Source organism: Microcoleus sp. B6-A1, assembly GCF_036705085.1.
In the GTDB taxonomy this organism is placed as follows: Bacteria; Cyanobacteriota; Cyanobacteriia; order Cyanobacteriales; family Microcoleaceae; genus Microcoleus.
Genome location: NZ_JAUBTU010000004.1, coordinates 112,988 through 131,668, shown reverse-complemented (window position 1 = coordinate 131,668; position 18,681 = coordinate 112,988). Strand labels below are relative to the sequence as shown.

The window sequence follows — 18,681 nt, the reverse complement described above, 5'->3', positions numbered from 1 at the left end:
AAATCTAAAATCTAAAATCTAAAATCTAAAATCTAAAATCTAAAATCTAAAATCTAAAATCTAAAATCTAAAATCGACTGACCTTACCTGCATAGAGATACAATCCCCCAATTTAAGGAGATTATTTTGCTCAACCCTATTCGAGACCGTCTTAAATATTTCACCAGGAGCAGGATTGCTCCAGAGCATTTAAAGCAAATACGAGTTGACTTGTTGGAAGAATCAACCCTAGATATTAACTATCTTGTCTTAATTCTCGGCTCCTGTATAATCGCCACCTTTGGACTGCTTTCCAACAGTGCGGCCGTCATCATCGGTGCTATGATCATCGCCCCTCTGATGTTGCCAATCCGAGGGTTAGCGTTTGGAGCCGTAGAAGGTAACGTTCTCCTCTTCCGCAAAGGTTTAATTGCATTATCAGTAGGGACGCTGCTAGCAATTTTTCTAGCTTGTTTTTTGGGCGCTTTGGTACAACTTCCCGACTTTGGAAGCGAAGTTCTAGCTCGTTCTAAACCTACATTACTAGACTTAGGAATTGCGATCGCCGCTGGGGGAATCAGCGGCTATGCGAAAGTTCAGCCCAAAGTTTCTGCTACTCTGGCGGGAACTGCGATCGCCGTGGCTCTCATGCCGCCAATTTGTGTTATAGGTTTAGGCTTATCTCAAGCTAATTGGTCGCTCAGTTTGGGAGCAAGCCTCCTGTATCTTACTAATTTGCTGGGAATAACTCTCTCCTGTATGCTAACCTCTTTAATGGCTGGCTACACCCCCCTACATCGCGCCGGTAAAGCCCTATTTTGGGCGCTAGCATTGACGGCTATACTTGTAATTCCTTTGGGGGTGAGTTTTGCAGAATTGATCGAGCAAGCGCAACTCGAAGCCAGTCTGAAGCGGGCTTTGCTTAACAGAACTATCACTTTTCAACGGGTGGAACTGATTGCAACTGATACTAACTGGTTGGCGAAACCGCCGGAAGTTCGTCTGAGTGTTCGCAGCAGCGAAGCTTTGACACCCAAACAGGTGCAGCTTTTAGAAGAATTTGTCGAAAAAGAAATGGGTCAACCCTTTACCCTAATTTTTCAAGTCAGTCAAGTTGAAGAAGTGCGGCGATCGACGCTGAATAAGCCCCGCTCAAAACCGAAGCCTTAACTATTTTATTCCTAATTATATGACCCCAGAAACTCTAATTAACCAAGTGACGATCGAGGGGAATCTGAAGCAATTTCTCTTAGTGCTAGCGGTTTCCTTAACTGTGGCGACGCTGCCGCAAATCTTTGGGTGGCTGAGCAAAATTCCCTACACGCTGCTGTTAGTAATTGTCGGGTTGGGTTTGGCTTTTATAGATGTGCGGCTGGTGACGCTTTCACCGAAACTAATTCTGTTGATTTTTTTGCCGCCTCTGTTGTTTGAAGCTGCTTGGAATCTGGAATGGTCTAAACTCAAGCGGGATTTGCTGCCGATCGCTCTTTATGCGGTTTTGGGTGTTGTTATTTCTGTTGCTGGCGTGGCTTTTGCTCTCAACCAAATAGCTGGAGTTTCTTTAGCGATCGCTCTGTTGGTAGGAGCTAGTATATCTGCTACTGATCCTGTTTCTGTAATTGCATTGTTCCGGGAACTGGGAGTGGAAAAACGCCTAGCTTTGCTGGTGGAGGGAGAGAGTTTATTTAATGATGGCATTGCTATTGTTGCCTTTAGTTTTTTGGTGGGATTCTCTCTAGGGACTGATGACGTTGGCATCCCAATTCTGATTGCGCGTTTCTTAGCTTTTGTGGGAATTGGGGTTGTTGTCGGCAGTTTAATCGGTTTTGGAGTTTCTTATCTGACTCAACCATTTGATTTACCTTTGGTGGAGCAATCGTTAACCTTAGTTTCCGCCTACGGCACTTATATAATTGTGGAGGAATTGGGTGGTTCAGGGGTGATTGGAGTGGTGACGATGGGCTTGATATTTGGCAATTTTGGCTCTCAGATTGGTATGCAACCCAGTACCAGACTTGCGGTAACACAATTTTGGAATTTTTTGGCGTTTTTTGTAAATTCGATCATGTTCCTGCTGATTGGCGATCAGATAAGGTTTGCTGATTTGGGAGCGAATTTAGGAGTGATTGGCATAACTGTAGTGGCGATGTTTGTGACGCGAGCGATCGCTATTTTTGGTCTAGGATGGTTGAGCAATTGGTTAGGAAAATCTAAAATTTCATTGCCAGATCAAACTGTGATTTGGTGGGGAGGATTACGGGGTTCTGTCTCGATTGCTTTAGCTTTGAGCGTACCCCATGTTCTGCCCGATCGACCAAAAATTATTGCGCTCGTGTTTGGTGTAGTTTTATTTACGCTGCTAGTACAAGGTTTAACCACCAAGGCGCTGCTGGAAAAACTGGGGTTGTTGAGCAACCAGGAGTTGCGCCAGGAGTATCTGCAGGCGATCGCCCAACGTGTTGCTCTCAATCGGGTTCTCAAGCATCTATCTGAAGTATCGAGCGATCGTAAAATCGAGCCTGAGTTTTCTAATCATCTCGTGAGTCAGCTTCAAGAAAAATTAAACTTGCTGCAAGCAGAAATCAATCAAATGTACGATCGATCTCCTGAACTGCGGCAAATGACTATCGACAAACTCGAAGGGGATTTGGAGGCAATAGAGGCTGATACTTATGCTGAATTTGTGCGAGCTGGTCAATTGAATGAGCTGCCTGTTTCTGTGTTGCAGCAATGTTTTAAAGAGCGGAATGAGACAATTGTTTCTTAAAGCGAATTCGTTGGCAGGATTAACAGAAATAAGTTCTACTACAACGAGTACGGGTGTTGGGCTTTCGACTGAAACCATTGTGGGCAATCAAAAACAGTCCGAATTGTTGAGGGTCTGACATGGTATAATTCCTGATATTGTAGGGTTCGTCAGCCTACGATAATTTGAATATGAGCTAGATCATAGAAAGATTTGGGATAATTTGGCAAACTGAGAGTAAGGTTAAATAGGAGGTCAATTTAATGACCAATACTGCTCTCAATTTTAAGACTGCACCCGGACATCAAGTTCTGGCCGCGGCGGGTAAGAAAATGCTGAGGCCGGGGGGGAAAATTGCTACGGAACAGTTATTTGAATGGGCGGATTTTCAACCGGACGAGACTGTTTTGGAGTTGGCGGCTAGTTTTGGATATAGTTCGATCGCCCTTGTTGAACGTTTTGGCGTAAAAGTAGTGGGAGTTGAGAAAAATCCCGAAAGTGTGGCCCGCGCTCGTGCTAATGTTGCAGCAGCCGGTTTGAGCGATCGAGTAGAAATTGTGGAAGGAGATATTTTTCACTTGGATCGGATTTCCCAACAGTTTGATTGGGTGTTGGCTGAAGCTATCCTGACAATGCAGTCGCCGTCAGGGAAAGCTAAAATTGTATCGGGAATTTGCGATCAGCTAAAACCAGGTGGCAAGTTTCTCTCTCACGAACTTTTAGCTAGAAACCGAGAATCAGAAATTCAAAAAGCTTTATCAGAAGTGACTCGGGCTAATTCAACGCCTTTGTCTGAGTCTGGCTGGATTGCTCTTTACCAAAACGCGGGTTTGCAAGTAGAAAAGTGTCAAACTGGGGCGATGGGCCTCCTAAATTTGTCGCGAATGCTGCAAGATGAAGGGTTTGTGGGTACTGTGCGGATTGTGTGGAATATATTAAGTCGATCGCAAATTCGCGATCGTATATTAGCAATGCGTCGAGTTTTCCAGCATTACCAACAGGATCTAGGCTACATCGTTATCTCTGCCAAAAAACAATCTTAACCGACTCAATCGATTTTCGATTTTCGATTGAAGAAAGTGAAGCCACTGATAAATTCGAGACTTGTGACCAAATTAATTAATTGTCAAAAACTATGACTACTACTCTTTTACCGCTACAATCTTCAGCAATCCAACTCCGAGACGCAATTGAATATCCCGCCGCCGGAGTGCTGAACAAAATTTTAGTCAAAGACAAGAATTGTCAGTACAGTTTATTTTGTCTGGCTGCAGGAACGGAAATTTCGGAACACTCTTCGGCACGAAATGCCACAGTTAATGTCATAGAAGGAAAGGGTATTTTGACTTTGGAAGGCAAGGATATTGTTTTGGAACCGGGAGTATTTGTCTTCATGCCCGGTCAAGCTCTTCACGCTTTGAAAGCCGAAGAAAATTTGGCATTTATTTTGACACTTTCCGAGCCTCATTAATCCCATAAATATTGCTGTAGGGGCGGGTTTTACCAACCATACTTGCCTAAAATCAATAATCTCATAAACCCGCCCCCCACCACCCGTGAATCGGGGCGGGTTTATGTAGATAGTGAGTTGCAGTCAAATATTGTTTGTGAAATCATGTCCCGTAGAATCATCAGTTGGGGCGGGGCGGGTTTACGAGATTGTTAGTTTGAGACGTAAATTGTTGGTAAAACCCGCCCCTACGAGCATTGGGATTTTAACATTTATTCTATTTCATCTCCAGAGGCGACATCCTCCAATTTTTCCCAATCTAATATAATAATTTTACCGCCTCGACTGTAGGAGACAAACGGCTTGAGTTTCTTAAACAACCGCACGCATTCTTCGTAGGTAATGCCAATACTGCGAGCAATTTGATAGTAGGGAAAACGTTTTTCTAAACATACACTATTATCCGCCATCTTCCTACCTTGCTCGACGCCAAAGTAATGAATAAATCGGGCCAGCCGCACGATCGCCCTTTCCGACACCAAACCGTGCACTGTCTCGTGCAGTTGCTGCAACCGCTGATTAAAAACCGCCAATATTCGCAAAGCAATCTCAGGATTTTCCCGAATAGCTGCTAGCAAAAATTCCCGTTCTGTGGTAAGAACTTGCACATCAGTTTCTGCCGTCACCGTTGCGGGGGCAATGCCGTTGCCTAGCAAAGCAGGTGCAGCAAAAATATCTCCCTGAAACAAAGTGCGGAGAATTGTTTCTTTGCCCGCCGTCGCTGTTTTTGCAACCCGCAGAGAACCGCTCAAAAGAGTGTATAATTTTTCGGGGATGCGATCGCCCTCATACATCACAACTTCTCCCTGTCGGTAACTCCGAATTACTGTGTGTTCTTGCAATCGCTCTAATTCAGTTTGGTTTAAGCTGGCAAATATTCCAATTTTAGCCAGTTGCTCGACATTTGCTTTCATAGATTTAACTCTACCCGATCCGAGTCCATTGAGAGTATAGTAACGGTGAATTCAGAATATATCGAGACAAGCAGAGCCATCTACGAAAAGGCAGAACCAGAATATCGGCGCTATTATTTTGATGAGATAGCTGGCGGATTTGTACTCGTCCACCAAGACCATAATCTTAATAATTCCGAAATTTTTGTGTCTGAAGTTTTGGCGAAAATGGGAAAGAGAGTTAGACTTTTGAGCGAACAAGCACCGTCGGGAACTAAAACTCCAGACGCTGACGTTGACGGTCAAATTTGCGAATTTAAGGAATTAACAAAAGAGTCGAGTAATTTAAAAAATAGAGTCCAAGAAGGGTTGGGAAAAGCCAAAAATCAAAGTGCAAATGCAGTCATTTTTCACGTAAATATAGAAATTTACGACATTCGAGAGATAGACGAAGGCATCAGGCAAGCCATATATTGGGATGTTAAGCATCTCATGCAAACTATCATTTTGGTTTTCAACAACCAATCTGTTCTAAAAATTACTAGAGAGGAATGGGAAAATGGGCAGCGTTTTTCAAGAATTTGAAGAAATCGTAAATAACGGTATAAAAAATAATATGCCGCGGGATGCAAGATTGATTATTGTTGGAGAGATCCTCTACGCAGTAACTCGGGACGAACTCACCAATAAAGAAGGTTGGCTGCTAGAAAATATGCTCGGAGGCAGAGAAGAATGGGAAAAGGGGCTAGAATATGCTATTTTTGGAGACCCAAAACACGGACACATAGCGCCACCCCTCACTATCTCCGATCGACCTCTGGTTATTGCCGGCAAAACTTTTCATTCTCGTTTGATGACGGGGACGGGAAAATATCGCAGCATCGCAGAAATGCAGCAAAGTGTCAACGCTAGCAGGTGCGAAATTGTGACTGTAGCTGTGCGGCGAGTGCAAACAAATGCTCCGGGGCATGAAGGATTGGCAGAGGCTCTCGATTGGACTAAAATCTGGATGCTGCCAAATACTGCCGGTTGTCAAACTGCGGATGAGGCGATTAGAGTAGCTCGTTTGGGGCGGGAAATGGCGAAACTTTTAGGGCAAGAAGACAATAATTTTGTCAAATTAGAAGTGATTCCCGATGCTAAATATTTGCTGCCAGATCCGATCGGCACTTTGGAAGCGGCAGAACAATTAGTTAAAGAAGGTTTTGCCGTTTTGCCCTACATCAATGCCGATCCCCTGCTGGCAAAACGCCTCGAAGAAGTCGGTTGTGCGACAGTCATGCCTTTAGGTTCCCCCATTGGTTCAGGACAAGGGATCAACAATGCGGCCAACATTCAAATAATTATTGACACGGTGAAGGTTCCTGTGGTTGTCGATGCGGGGATCGGAACCCCCAGCGAAGCGGCGCGAGCAATGGAAATGGGAGCCGATGCACTGTTGATTAATTCCGCGATCGCCAATGCCCAAAATTCCCCGGCAATGGCAAAAGCAATGTCCATGGCAGCAGAAGCGGGGCGGATGGCGTACTTAGCAGGCAGAATGCCGATCAAAGATTATGCGATCGCCTCTTCCCCCCAAACAGGCACCGTCACGTCAAAATAAATTCCTGAATTTTCCTGGGCGCTTTTTTGGTACAGTTGTAAACATCAAAAATATTAAGGATTGTGACTGATGCCTTACATCAAAGATGACGATGGACGCCTGAACAACTTTGCTAAAGAGCCGAAGGTGTATGAAGCCGTACCTCCTAACAAGAACCAGCAGCGGAACTACATCATCCTGGGTATTGCAGCAGCCATGTTAGTCGCCGGTTTGGTGTACGTGGCTGCCTCCGTCTGAAAACTGGCCTGAGACTCAAAGCTGCTTCAAATCGCAATTTTAAATAATCCTTCGAGAAACCATGTTTTCCTTTCCCAAGGAAACATGGTTTTTGTGTTTCAATAAAAGCAGGTAGTTGCGACAATCCTGAAGCGTGCCGAGCGAGCCCGAAAGCTAAATAAGACAAGCAGAAATTTGGTTTTTTCCTCTCTGCTTTCGGGTTCAGGGACTTGGGTTGCAAATACTAACACGGGTTCGTCACCCACATAAAATTGCCAATTGAACATCTACAATCCTTTAGTCATCACCGGTGCGATTGACAATCAAGCATCCAGGATACCCGCCACGTGATTCATTCCGAAAGCAGACTCAGGGCCCAGAAATAAAAAACCTGTATCCGATAAAGGAGCCCCCGAATTTATCCGTGCGGTCAAGGCTTCAATCTAAAATCTAAAATCTAAAATCTAAAATCGATTGACTGCCTTCGGGGCGCAAGTTGTGAGTTATGAGCGATCGAGATTTCAACTCTCAACTCTAAAATCTACAATCCAAAATCTAAAACCTAAAACCTAAAATCTAAAATCTAAAATCGGCTGCTCCTGATGTCTATTCCTTCCCAAAAAGTTTCTAGCTCGAACAAGCTGATCTACCAACGCTTGAAACAGGCGATCGACCTCAATTTACGCCGTCAAATTTTTATCGCCGCCTGCGACGACTTGTGCTTGCGGGACTGTCTGGCAGCCCGCTTGCACACAGAATTAATCGCAGAGAGCGCAGGCTCCGATCCTCGGATCGACTACCCCCGATTTGTCAGTTTGGAACTCGACTTGAGCGATCCAAATCCTTGGGGTTCGATCGCCGCGTGGCTGACCCAACACCCACCGCCGCAAAACAGAGGCAGCTACAGCCCTTTGCCGGGATTTCAAATTATCGGGGCCGAACACCTGACCAGGCAGTCAGCAGCCGTGCAGTGGTCGTTCCTGAGCTATTTGAGAGACATCGAAGTAAACCTGCAATTGTGCGAGTCTACTCTGTTGCTGTGGGTGTCGCGGCCCTGGCTAAGTTCGATCGAACAATCGGCCCCGGAATTTTGGCACTGGCGAACCGGAGTATTTGAGTTTGAAGGCGAACCAACTCCAGCTAAGGAAGACTTCGGGCACTTTGAGGACTTCGGGAACTCAGGAGACTTGCGAAACTTGCGGGACAGCGGAGACTTTGGCAACCAACTTTTAATATCTTCTTTGTCTGGACAATCCCCAATTCCCGACGAACAATCCCCAATTCCAGATGAACAATTCCCAATTGCCTATCCCCCGTCCCCAGCGCCAGATTCTAAATCCGTCCAACTGGCAGATGAGGAACCATCCCCAATTTCCCATCCCCCGTCCCCAGCGCCAGATTCTAAATCCGTCCAACTGGCAGATTTGGTGCTAGCAGCGGCTTCTGAGGATTTGGCAGCCGAAAATAATGCCGCATCAGAGGAGAATTTTCTGCCGCTGCAAACCCTGCAATACATCGAACTGCTGCAAGAACATCAGTGTTGTTCCGAAGCATTGGCTTTGGCTTATCACGGTTTGGGAAATTACTACCGCGATCGCATTCTGGGCGGAGACGTTTCAGAGCAAAACCTGACAATCGCCATTCGCGCGATCGAACAAGTGATTGCCTATCTCGAAGTTGACAGCAACTCGCAGCAAAATCAACCACTAACTGAGGAATGCGCGCGGCTGATTGCCCAATTGACAGAAAATTTAACTCAGTACGCCCAGGAGTCCAACACTCTACCGCCAATTTCCGATCTCCTCAACGATCTCGGCACTCTCTACTGGATGCTGTCGCGCGATCGCACGCAGCATAACGCCTCAGATCCAGTATCCTGTCTTGAACGCAGCATCGCCCTCTACCTTGAAGGTTTGAACCGAACAGATGCCGAAACCGTACCCCAAACCCGCGTTAGATTAAACAAAAACTTGGGAATCGCCTCGGCCGATTTAGCCCGCTATCGAGACAAGACAGAGAACTTGCAGCACGCAGTTGCAGCTTACCAACAAGCGCTGCTGGATCTCGATCCCGCCGTGGAGCCTCAGCAGTACGCTGCTGCTCAGAATAATTTGGCGACAGCATACTGGAATTTAGCCCAAGATGGTGAGCCGATCGTATATCTCAAAAGTGCGATCGCAGCTTACACCCAAGCCCTCTCCTGTTACAGTCCCGAACGAGAACCCCTCAACTATGCCGGAGTGCAAAACAACCTCGGTACCGCCTGCTGGAACCTCGCCCAGCACCAACCCTCAGAACCCCTGCTAGTCAGGGCGATTTCCGCCTACCGCGAAGCATTGAAATACCGCACCAGAGAATTAGTACCCGCAGCAGCAGCAGCCACCTACAACAATCTCGGTACCGCTTATTGGCATTTGGCGAACCAGTTTCAGCAGAAACAGGCGCGGACGGAATCATTGCAGCAGGCGATTACCGCCTACGAAGCCGCCCTGGATATTGCCGGAGAGATCGATCGAACCAAACTCACTTTTGACGCCTTGGCCGCCCGTAACAATCTCGGACTAGCCCACTATCAACTAGCCACAGACCCAGATTTCGCCGCTAACAAAGTCGCACAGACAAGCCATCTAGAAGCAGCGCTGCAGCACCAGTTGCAAGTGTGCGCCGAATGGGGACAATATCTCAATGACAAAGGGTTAACATATGGGGATAAACTCAACCTGCAAGCCCCGGCAAACTCCCAAGCTGCTGATTCCCGGCAAACAGCATTGAGCTATATTGTCAAAACGATTAGAGCTTTCTATAGTGAATGTGGGCTGCCAGGCCAAAATTTAGCCTTATCCAAAGTTCCTGGAGATTTATTGCCTGAAATTTTGCGTAGGTTATAAAGAGAGCTATAACTATTAAAAGCTCAATTTTTTCGAGATTTGTATCCAGTTTTCTATTATTATGGCTGAATATTCTTGCCTAATTCTTCAAGCAAACTTGTGGTCATGGCCCCTGTAAAAATCCTTGTGGTTGATGACGACCCGGCAATCCGAAATTTAATTCATCGTTTTTTGAGCCAGCAAGGTTATCAAGTTGAGTCTGGCCAGGACGGTCAGACTGGTCTGGAATTATTTGAGCAACTCAATCCTGACTTAGTAGTTCTAGATGTAAATTTACCTGATACGACTGGCTACAAACTGTGTCAAGAAATGCAAAGACGCACGGGCGTGTTTGTGTTGATGCTGACTGCCCGAACCGATGAAGCTGACAAAATGAAAGGGTTTGCCGAAGGTGCTGACGACTACATTACTAAACCTTTTAGTCTTGTAGAGATTGGAGCTCGCGTTGCAGCAATTTTGAAGCGCAAACGCATTGTTACTCCCGCCGAACAACAAACTCTTACTTTTGGAGAGCTACTAATAGATCCGGTTCGCCGCGAGGTAATTCTCGGCAGTCAGATAGTTGCTTTGACTGCTTTAGAATTCGACCTGCTTTACTGTTTGGCCAGCAAACCCGGTCGCGTGTGGAGGCGATCGGAATTGCTGCATGAAGTTTGGGACTACGAGTATGTAGGAGCAGATCGCGTGGTGGATGTCCATATAGGTCAAATTCGCCGCAAAATTGAACTAGATCCCAATCAAATGCCGATGATTCAAACCGTCCGGGGGGTGGGTTACAAGTTTGAACCCACAACCTAGTAACATTCGGCATTAGGCAGCGGATATGAAGGCAGAAGGCTGTAGGCGCGGGTTCACCAATATCTCGGATTAACATACTCGATATTTTTGACATTCTCACCGGGCTAAAGCCACGGTGATTCTAAACATCACTGTTTAGGCTTCCTCTTTCGGCGACCCGACTTATTTGAAAGAGTCTCCTCATTCAAACAGAGGTCGATATCTCCAGAGGCGTTTGAGGTTCCCGTATGCCCTACGGTACGCAATCCTAGTTCTAATATGTTGCGAGCCGCATTCCAATCTCGGTCTAAAACAAATCCACAATGCGGACAAATATGTGTTCTTTGACTTAACGATTTCTTCGCCACTTTCCCGCAACTAGAACAGTTTTGGCTTGTATAGTGAGGCGGTACTGCAACAGTCGCCACCCCAAATACTTTGCCAAAATATTCAACCCAATTCCTAAAAGCTGTCCAGGCTGCATCTGATATAGACTTGGACAGCTTTTTATTTTTAACCATGTTACGCACCGACAAGTCTTCATAGGCTACCAAGTCGTTGGACTGGACTACGCACCTTGCTAATTTCACGGCAAAGTCTTTACGCCGCCTACTTACCTTGAGGTGTTTTCTACTTAAATGATTCCGAGCCTTAGCTCTATTTTTAGAGCCTTTCTGCGTTCTAGAAAGCCTGCGATTAAGCTTTTTAAGCGACCTCTGGGACTTTCTCAAATGACGTGGATTCTCTACGGTGTTTCCGTCAGAGTCTGTATAGAAGTGCGTTAACCCTACGTCTAAACCAATGGTTCGTCCCGTAGGTTCCCGCTTTTCATTTCGTTCGGCATCAATACAGAATTGCACGTAGTATCCATCGGCTCGACGAACTACGCGAACCCGCTTGACTTGACTTAGCTGATAAAAGTGTAGGTCACGAGTTCCCCATAATTTAAAACTTCCTGCTTTAAATCCGTCGGTGAAAGTTATATTTCGCCTGTCGTCAGAAAGCTTCCATCCGCAAGTCTTGTATTCAACAGAACCGTGCGTTTCATGCTTTTTGAAACGGGGAAAACCTTTCTTTCCGGGTTTTGCTTTTTTGCAGTTGTCGAAAAACCGTGCAATCGCTGACCAAGCTCTTTCGGCCGAAGCCTGCCTAGCCATTGAGTTAAGCTTGGCTGCCCAAGGAAATTCCCTGGCTAAGACTGCACAATAAGCGCTTAAGTCATAGCGACCTACACCTTTTGTGTCCATCCAGTACCTGATGCAGCTATTACGAATAAAGCGAGCAGTACGAATGGCTTCGTCTAGCCGTTCGTACTGCTCCCTCTTTCCTTCTAGCTTGGCTTCAAATACTAACATTTACGTCGCTATGATGGATATAAAAACTAATTCACAGTTTTGACGGAATTAAAGCCGTCCTGTAAGGACGGGGCTTTAAACCCATTTTTTCGGTAAACCCGCCCTCCCCACACAAGAATTCAGATCGATCGAGTATCTGATTGTTTGTTCTGCAAATACTCGCCCACTTCTCGTGCACGATCGAAACCCCTTCGCACGCAATCTCCCAAAGCCACGCCGCCAACGTAGTTGCTGCACAAATACACCCCCGGCAAAGATTTTAAGCCTTGATCGATTTGTTGCAGGCGATCGAAATGCCCCAAATTGTACTGAGGAATCGCCCGCTTCCACACATTCACCGCTAAAACTTTGGGCTGTGGCACATCTGGTTTCAGCAAAATCCGAGACAAATCTCGGTGCACCTCACGAACGATTTCTTCTGAGTCGAGATTGCCAATTTCCGAGTCTGTAGCCCCGCCGATGAAACTGGTGAGAGTGTGCCAGCCTGCAGGCGTGCGATCAGCAAATAAACTTGATGTCCAAATCGTCCCCAGAGTGCGAATTCCCTGCCCCCTCGGAATTAAATTTCCAAAACCTACTAATTTACCCTTGACATCTGAGTGCGGATATGCTAATACAACGCAGGCAACCGTAGGATAAGTAAAAGCTTGTAAAGCGCTGCTAACTTCTGGTTGCAGAGGCTGCAACAAATCGGCTGTAACATAAGCCGGCGTGGTCAAAACCACGGTACGCGCTTCAACTTCCTGCTGTCCGTCGGGCGTGGAGAATACAGCAATATAAGTTTCGCGTTGTGTACGATCGAGGCGAGTCAGATGCCAGTTGAGTTTCAGTCGATCGCCCAATTCAGCAGCGATCGCCTCTGGCAAAGCTTTCAACCCCTGTTTAAACGAACCCAACTCCCCCGGCCTAGTTTTAGGAACATTCGGGTCTGCAACAGTCTTTAGCCCCCCCTTGGTAAGGGGGGGTTGGGGGGGTCTTTTCCTAGCAGAAAGCAGCGCCCCCGCCACCAGCCCGCCACCGAGATCAGCCATCTTCGTTACCCGCCCAAAAGCCGCCGCCGCGCTAAGTTGTTGCGGATCGCCGGCATAAACCCCAGATACAAAAGGTTCCACCAACCGCTGCATCACTTCCGTGCCCAGATGACGGCGGAAAAATTGAGAAACAGTTTCTTCGTCACCCTGCTGCGAAAGTCGATCGCCCATTGCCGGCGCGACAAACCCCAAAGCCCCGAACAACGCCCGCAGTTTTCCCGGAAAACTCAGTAACTGAGACTGAATCATCGCCGGTGGAGTCATCGGCACCGGTTGCAGTTTTTTTTGCCAATACACAAAACGAGGCAATTTGCGATCGGCAAAAATCAACTCCTGCTTCAATCCCACATCCACAGCCAACTTCATCAATTCCGGCGTCGGCGAAAAACTGTTCGGGCCCTCCTCCCAGAGAAACCCCCCCGCTGTCACAGTGGTGATGTTCCCGCCCACACGTCCCTGACTCTCAGCGACTAAAATCTTTAGCGAGGATGGATTCGTTGCTTCCTTGTGAAGTGCGTGCGCCAAACTCAAACCGCTAATACCCGCACCCACAATCAAGGTATCTAATAGTTCCATATTACATAGAAAAATATCGCAATCTTTATGTTACATGGCTTTGCACGGCTTGCGTTCTTTGCTTCGCGTACTGCCAAACCGCTTTCAGATTACCAAATTGGGAATTGGGAATCGGGAATTGGGAAGCTGTCGGGCATTTCTTAAGCATTTTTCTCGCAGGTTGTGGATTAACCTCTGCCCACCTCCCCGTCTCCCCGTCTCCCCGTCTCTCGATCTCGCTTTTGTATCCGCTGGGTCTGGTGTAAAAAAAGACCATCTGCTGTTATTAAGCTATATTCCCAAAAATACTATTTGTTTAAAATTTTTGTATTATAGGGAACAGCGCCGAAAATTGCACCGGGAAACGCAGCAGTACAGTGTCCAAAAAGATTTGAGTGGGTTAAACTAACTTTAGGAAAATTTGAGAGCTTAAGCAAGTCAGCACCCCGCTCGGAAGAGATGGGGCTTTATGCCCTAATCAAAAGACATAGTTGACCAGCTATCGTCTTAACTGATTAGGTTATCAAAAATATGGGTGTAGCTCAAGCTGCTATGCGATCGCAGGTGAAATATTTGAAACGGTAATTGTTCCGTTGAAAGTAGAGCATAAAAGTACCAAGTGACCGAGTATCCGCCTGTAGCAATAATCTATATTCAAGGCAGTTAAAACGGCCTGATGAGTGCTACCTCGATCAATCTACTCACATCTTGCACCATTCTCGCTTAACAGGCATCTTGCCTGTTCCACAAATAGCTAATTTCTTGTGGGTTGGGCATCCTGCCCGCCCATAAAAGCTTATTGAAAATAGTGCAAGGTATGAGTCTAAAGACACGAGGTTTCCGTAATACTAAGCTTTTCTCATGAAAAAATACCCATGCAGGAAGTTATCAACTCGTTTCAGTCTTTTTTCTCTAACTCTGTTGATGCTTTCCTAGAGTGCGATCGACAGCAAAATTATTTATCGATCAATCCTATTGCTGCTGGTTGGATGGGATTGGAGCCTGCTGAAATACTCAACAAAACTAATCAGGAATTATTGAAATTATATCCTAATAATCCGGCTGTCAAAAATATAATCTCGCAGATTGATTGTTGCCTGCAACAAGTATTTATTACCGGGGAAACAAGGCTGGCAATTCATGAGGTGACGACGGCAGACGGCGGGATTAAAATTTACGAAACTGCTTACACCCCAGCGGTGGATGCCTCTAGCAAGCAGATGCGGGTTTTGGGCGTCGGTAGAGATATCACCAGGCATTACCGCTGGCAGCAGCAGAAAACTCAACAGTTGCGCCGATCGAACCATTTACTGTGGTTGAATGCAGCTAACAGTCCGCTGGCAATGGTAGGCTGGGATGAAGATTTTCGGATCATTCAGTGGTCGAAACGCGCCGAGGAAATCTTTGGCTGGACATCCGATGATATGATGGGCAAGCAGTTCGGTGATTTGGCTTTGGTTTGCGAGGAAGATAGAGAGGCTGTAAGCGCGATCGAGCTTGAGCTAGCCACCGGCAACGGTAATACTTCAATTAACCGCAACTATACTAAAAGCGGACAGGTGATTTGGTGTCGCTGGTTCAACTCGATTATTCGCAGTGGCGACACTTTTACCGTGCTTTCTTTGGTGGAAGATATCACCGATCGCAAACGGCTGGAAGCAGAAAAAGCCCAAGCTTCTCGCCTCACAGCAATGGTAGCCGATGTGGGTATTGCTCTCACCAAACACCCTCAAGATATCCTGCTTCCCTGCTGCGAGGCAATGGTGCGAAATCTCGATGTCGCTTCGGCTGAAATTTGGACTTTCAACTCTCAACATAATGTTTGCCAATTGCAAGCAGCATCGGGAATCTACAGCCGCACAGACGATCGGGCTAGCTTTATTGAAAGTAAGGTTAACTCGATCGCCAAACAGCAAAAACCGGAATTTGACTGCGGATTTGAACTGAATAATTTTGGACTCCCAGAGGAAGAATCCCCGAAAGCAACAGAGGCGCAAAGTTCCGAATTAGCAATTATCAACACCAGTCAAAAGCCGACAAATTGCCAAATTCCCAAGCAAATTCTCACCTTCGCCGGCTACCCTTTGATAGTCGAAGAACGGCTGGTGGGAGTCATGGTAATTATCAGCAGCCAGCCGCTGACAGCACCTTTTCAGGAAACTTTAGCATCGGTTGCTGATGTCATCGCTTTAGGCATCGAACGCAAGCGTGCCGAAGCTGAATTAAAATCAGCTAGAGGGTTCCTCAATTCCGTAGTAGAAAATCTGCCGGTGGGGGTTTTTGCTAAAGATGCTTCTTCGCTGAAATTTGTGCTGTGGAATAAAGCGGGAGAAACGATCGCAGGTGTTACCTCTCAAGAGGCGATCGGCAAAAATGACTACGATATTTACCCCAAAGAACAAGCTGATGTTTTTACTGCTCAAGACAGGGAAATATTGACCGGTGAGCACAACCAATCTACTGTTAAAGACATAGCCGAAGAGCCGATCCAAACTCGCCACAAAGGTATGAGAATACTGCACACCCGCAAAGTGCCAATTCTCGACGCTGCAGGGCGTCCTCAGTACGTTTTGGGGATTACTGAAGATATTACCGAACGCAGGCAGGTAGACGAAAGCGTGCGCCTCTACGACCAAATTGTCGAGAATATGCAAATTGGTTTGTACGTCTACCATTTAGAAAATATAGACGATGACAGCACTCTCAGGGCGATCGCCTCCAATCCCGCTGCTACCAAGTTTACCGGATTAGAAATGGCGGATGTTTTGGGAATGACAATCGACGAGATTTTTCCCCATCTGCGATCGAAAAACATTCCCCAAGCATTTGCTTCGGTAATTCGCACCCAGAAAGCCGTAGAACTTGAAGATATTGAGTGCGATGAAGGTGGCCGCATAACTCGCGCTTTTTCTATTAAAGCTTTTCCATTACCCAACAACTGCGTCGGTGTTGCTTTTGAAAACATTACTACCCGCAAGTGCCTAGAACTAGAACTGCAGGCGTCTTTGGAAAAAACCGAACGTTCCGAACAACTCCTGCGTACAGTAATAGACAAAACTAGCGACTGGATTTTGGCAAAAGACAAAAATTTTCGCTGTATTTTGGCAAACAAGAGTTTCGCTCAAGCAATTGGTAAAACCGTCGAAGAAATTATTGGCAAATCTGATTTAGAATTAGGATTTTCAGAAGAACTCGTGTTTGGGAATTGGGCCAAAAATATCCGAGGATTCCGCACAGACGACTCTGCTGTAATGGCCGGCGAAATCATCCACAATCCCTGCGATCCGGCAACTCTTGCTGACGGTTCAGTACATATTTTTGATACCCAAAAACTTCCCCTGCGCGACGCTGAGGGTAATGTATTTGCAGTGCTAGCTTTCGCTCACGATATTACAGAACGACATGAATCGGAAGCAGCTTTGCGTAGAAGTGAATCAAGATTTAGGTCTTTGGTAGCTAATATTCCCGGAGTGGTTTATCGCTGGAAGTGCGATTTTTCGACTAATTTTATTAGCGATGCCGTTTACTTATTAACGGGCTACCATGCGGCAGATTTTATTTGGGTTTTGGACAGGGGAAACCGGACTTTTGCTAGCATTATTTACGCGGAAGATTTGGCAAAAGTAGAAGCAACTATGCGGCAAAGCATAGAAAAAAAAGAGTCTTATAACTTGGAATATCGCTTGCTAGCAGCAGACGGCACGGTTAAATGGGTGTGGGATAAAGGTTCTCCTATGTTCGACGCAGATGGAAACGTTTGCTATTTGGACGGGGTGATTTTTGATATTAGCGATCGGTACTACGCCGAGGAAGCATTGCGCCAAAAAACTTTAGAGTTAGAAGCTGTTTTTCGCGCTTTACCTGATTTGTATTTTCGACTAGATGCTGACGGTATAATCGTGGATTATTTGTCAGGAACTTCCTCGAGTTTATACGTACCTCCCGAACATTTTATGGGTCAACGAATGACAGACATATTGCCACACAATGTCGCCTGCCAATTTGCCCAAGCAATCTTTGAAGTTTCCGAAACAAGAAATTCCATCGATATAGAATATTCGCTTTCCATGTCGGAAGGAGAAACAACTTATGAAGCCCGACTGTTGCCGTTTAATTCCGATCAGATTATTATTCTAGCTCGCAATATTACCAAGCGCAAACAAGCCGAAGCTCAATTAAAACATAAAAATCGCCAGTTAGAGCAAACATTGAAACAATTAGGTAGGACTCAAGCTCAACTAATTCAAGCGGAAAAAATGTCTGGTTTGGGACAGCTAGTGGCGGGAATTGCTCACGAAATCAATAATCCTGTCAGTTTTATTTATGGTAATATCACTTACGCTAGTGAGTATGCGAAAAACTTGCTGGAACTGTGCAGTTTGTACCAGGCACACTACCCGGAACCTGTTGCGGTTATCCAAGATTTGGCAGAAGAAATAGAACTGGAATTCATGAAAGAGGATTTCCCGCACCTCCTGACTTCAATTCAAACTGGAGCCGATCGCATTCGCCAAATAGTTCTGTCTTTGCGTAACTTTTCCCGCCTGGAAGAATCAGATCTTAAGCGTGTTAATATTCACGAAGGAATAGACAGTGCTCTGTTGATTTTGCAACACAAGATTAAAGAAAATGGCAGAACTCGTCATATTCAAATAGTTAAAGAATATGGGAAATTGCCGCAGATACAGTGCTACGTGGGACAGTTAAATCAAGTGTTTATGAATATTTTAAATAATGCGATTGATGCTTTAGCGAATGTCAGGCATAGGAAGTTGGAATTGGCGAGTTATTCGGAAGAGGAACGGCAAGATTTTGATAGTTTACCTTTAAGTTGTGAGACATTGCCTTGGATTCGGATTCGCACGGAGGTGTTGGAGAATAATCGGGTGGCGATCGTAATTTCAGATAACGGGTGTGGCATGGCAGAGTCTGTTAAGTGTCGGGTATTTGACCCGTTTTTTACTACTAAACCAGTAGGCAAAGGTACAGGTTTGGGACTGTCTATCTCCTATCAGATTGTGGTGGAAAGACACGGAGGGACGCTGCAGTGCATTTCCGCGCCGGGTGAGGGAACTGAATTTGCGATCGAGATTCCAATTCGGCAGAGGTAATGGGTAATGGGTAGTTG

At 46.0% G+C, this 18,681-nt stretch carries 13 protein-coding genes; 10 read left to right on the top strand and 3 right to left on the bottom strand.

Features of this window, described 5'->3' with window-relative positions; all coding sequences use genetic code 11:
* Window positions 1–126 precede the first annotated feature (126 nt).
* The 4 genes from QUB11_RS02560 to QUB11_RS02545 all read left to right on the top strand — a co-directional run bounded on the left by QUB11_RS02560 (window position 127) and on the right by QUB11_RS02545 (window position 4,196).
* A complete protein-coding gene (locus tag QUB11_RS02560; protein WP_333202839.1) occupies window positions 127–1,149 on the top strand; it encodes a DUF389 domain-containing protein in 1,023 nt (340 codons plus the stop codon).
* Window positions 1,150–1,168: 19 nt separating this feature from the next.
* Window positions 1,169–2,746, top strand: coding sequence for a sodium:proton antiporter (locus QUB11_RS02555; protein ID WP_333389625.1), 1,578 nt, complete (start codon window positions 1,169–1,171; stop codon window positions 2,744–2,746).
* A 242-nt stretch (window positions 2,747–2,988) separates the two neighbouring features.
* Window positions 2,989–3,768, top strand: a complete 780-nt coding sequence (locus QUB11_RS02550; RefSeq protein WP_333389623.1) for a class I SAM-dependent methyltransferase — start codon at window positions 2,989–2,991, stop codon at window positions 3,766–3,768.
* A 92-nt stretch (window positions 3,769–3,860) separates the two neighbouring features.
* Entirely contained in the window at window positions 3,861–4,196 is a 336-nt protein-coding gene (locus tag QUB11_RS02545) for a cupin domain-containing protein (protein ID WP_333172170.1), read from the top strand.
* Window positions 4,197–4,447: 251 nt separating this feature from the next.
* Here the strand turns inward: QUB11_RS02545 and QUB11_RS02540 are convergent, their stop codons facing one another.
* Window positions 4,448–5,149, bottom strand: coding sequence for a Crp/Fnr family transcriptional regulator (locus QUB11_RS02540; RefSeq protein WP_333389621.1), 702 nt, complete (start codon window positions 5,147–5,149; stop codon window positions 4,448–4,450).
* A gap of 45 nt (window positions 5,150–5,194) precedes the next feature.
* Here QUB11_RS02540 and QUB11_RS02535 point away from each other — a divergent pair, with 45 nt between their 5' ends.
* The 5 genes from QUB11_RS02535 to QUB11_RS02515 all read left to right on the top strand — a co-directional run bounded on the left by QUB11_RS02535 (window position 5,195) and on the right by QUB11_RS02515 (window position 10,633).
* Window positions 5,195–5,713 (top strand): CdiA C-terminal domain-containing protein, encoded by a 519-nt coding sequence (locus QUB11_RS02535; RefSeq protein ID WP_333202832.1) that lies wholly within the window; start codon window positions 5,195–5,197, stop codon window positions 5,711–5,713.
* Window positions 5,688–6,731 (top strand): thiazole synthase, encoded by a 1,044-nt coding sequence (locus QUB11_RS02530; RefSeq protein WP_333202830.1) that lies wholly within the window; start codon window positions 5,688–5,690, stop codon window positions 6,729–6,731. The genes QUB11_RS02535 and QUB11_RS02530 overlap by 26 nt, the downstream gene beginning before the upstream one ends.
* Window positions 6,732–6,800: 69 nt before the next feature.
* Window positions 6,801–6,968 (top strand): photosystem II assembly protein Psb34, encoded by a 168-nt coding sequence (psb34, locus tag QUB11_RS02525; protein ID WP_333103838.1) that lies wholly within the window; start codon window positions 6,801–6,803, stop codon window positions 6,966–6,968.
* A gap of 581 nt (window positions 6,969–7,549) precedes the next feature.
* Window positions 7,550–9,835, top strand: a complete 2,286-nt coding sequence (locus QUB11_RS02520) for a hypothetical protein (RefSeq protein ID WP_333202828.1) — start codon at window positions 7,550–7,552, stop codon at window positions 9,833–9,835.
* A 105-nt stretch (window positions 9,836–9,940) separates the two neighbouring features.
* The gene (locus tag QUB11_RS02515) at window positions 9,941–10,633 is read left to right on the top strand and encodes a response regulator transcription factor (RefSeq protein WP_333202826.1); all 693 of its coding nucleotides are present in this window, start codon (window positions 9,941–9,943) and stop codon (window positions 10,631–10,633) included.
* A gap of 128 nt (window positions 10,634–10,761) precedes the next feature.
* Here QUB11_RS02515 and QUB11_RS02510 read toward each other — a convergent pair whose 3' ends face one another.
* Window positions 10,762–11,967, bottom strand: coding sequence for a transposase (locus QUB11_RS02510; RefSeq protein WP_333202824.1), 1,206 nt, complete (start codon window positions 11,965–11,967; stop codon window positions 10,762–10,764).
* A gap of 119 nt (window positions 11,968–12,086) precedes the next feature.
* Complete coding sequence (hemG, locus tag QUB11_RS02505; RefSeq protein ID WP_333202822.1) at window positions 12,087–13,574, bottom strand: protoporphyrinogen oxidase; 1,488 nt, start codon at window positions 13,572–13,574, stop codon at window positions 12,087–12,089.
* A gap of 854 nt (window positions 13,575–14,428) precedes the next feature.
* Here hemG and QUB11_RS02500 point away from each other — a divergent pair.
* Window positions 14,429–18,664, top strand: a complete 4,236-nt coding sequence (locus tag QUB11_RS02500) for a PAS domain-containing protein (RefSeq protein WP_333202820.1) — start codon at window positions 14,429–14,431, stop codon at window positions 18,662–18,664.
* The last annotated feature ends 17 nt before the right edge of the window (window positions 18,665–18,681 follow it).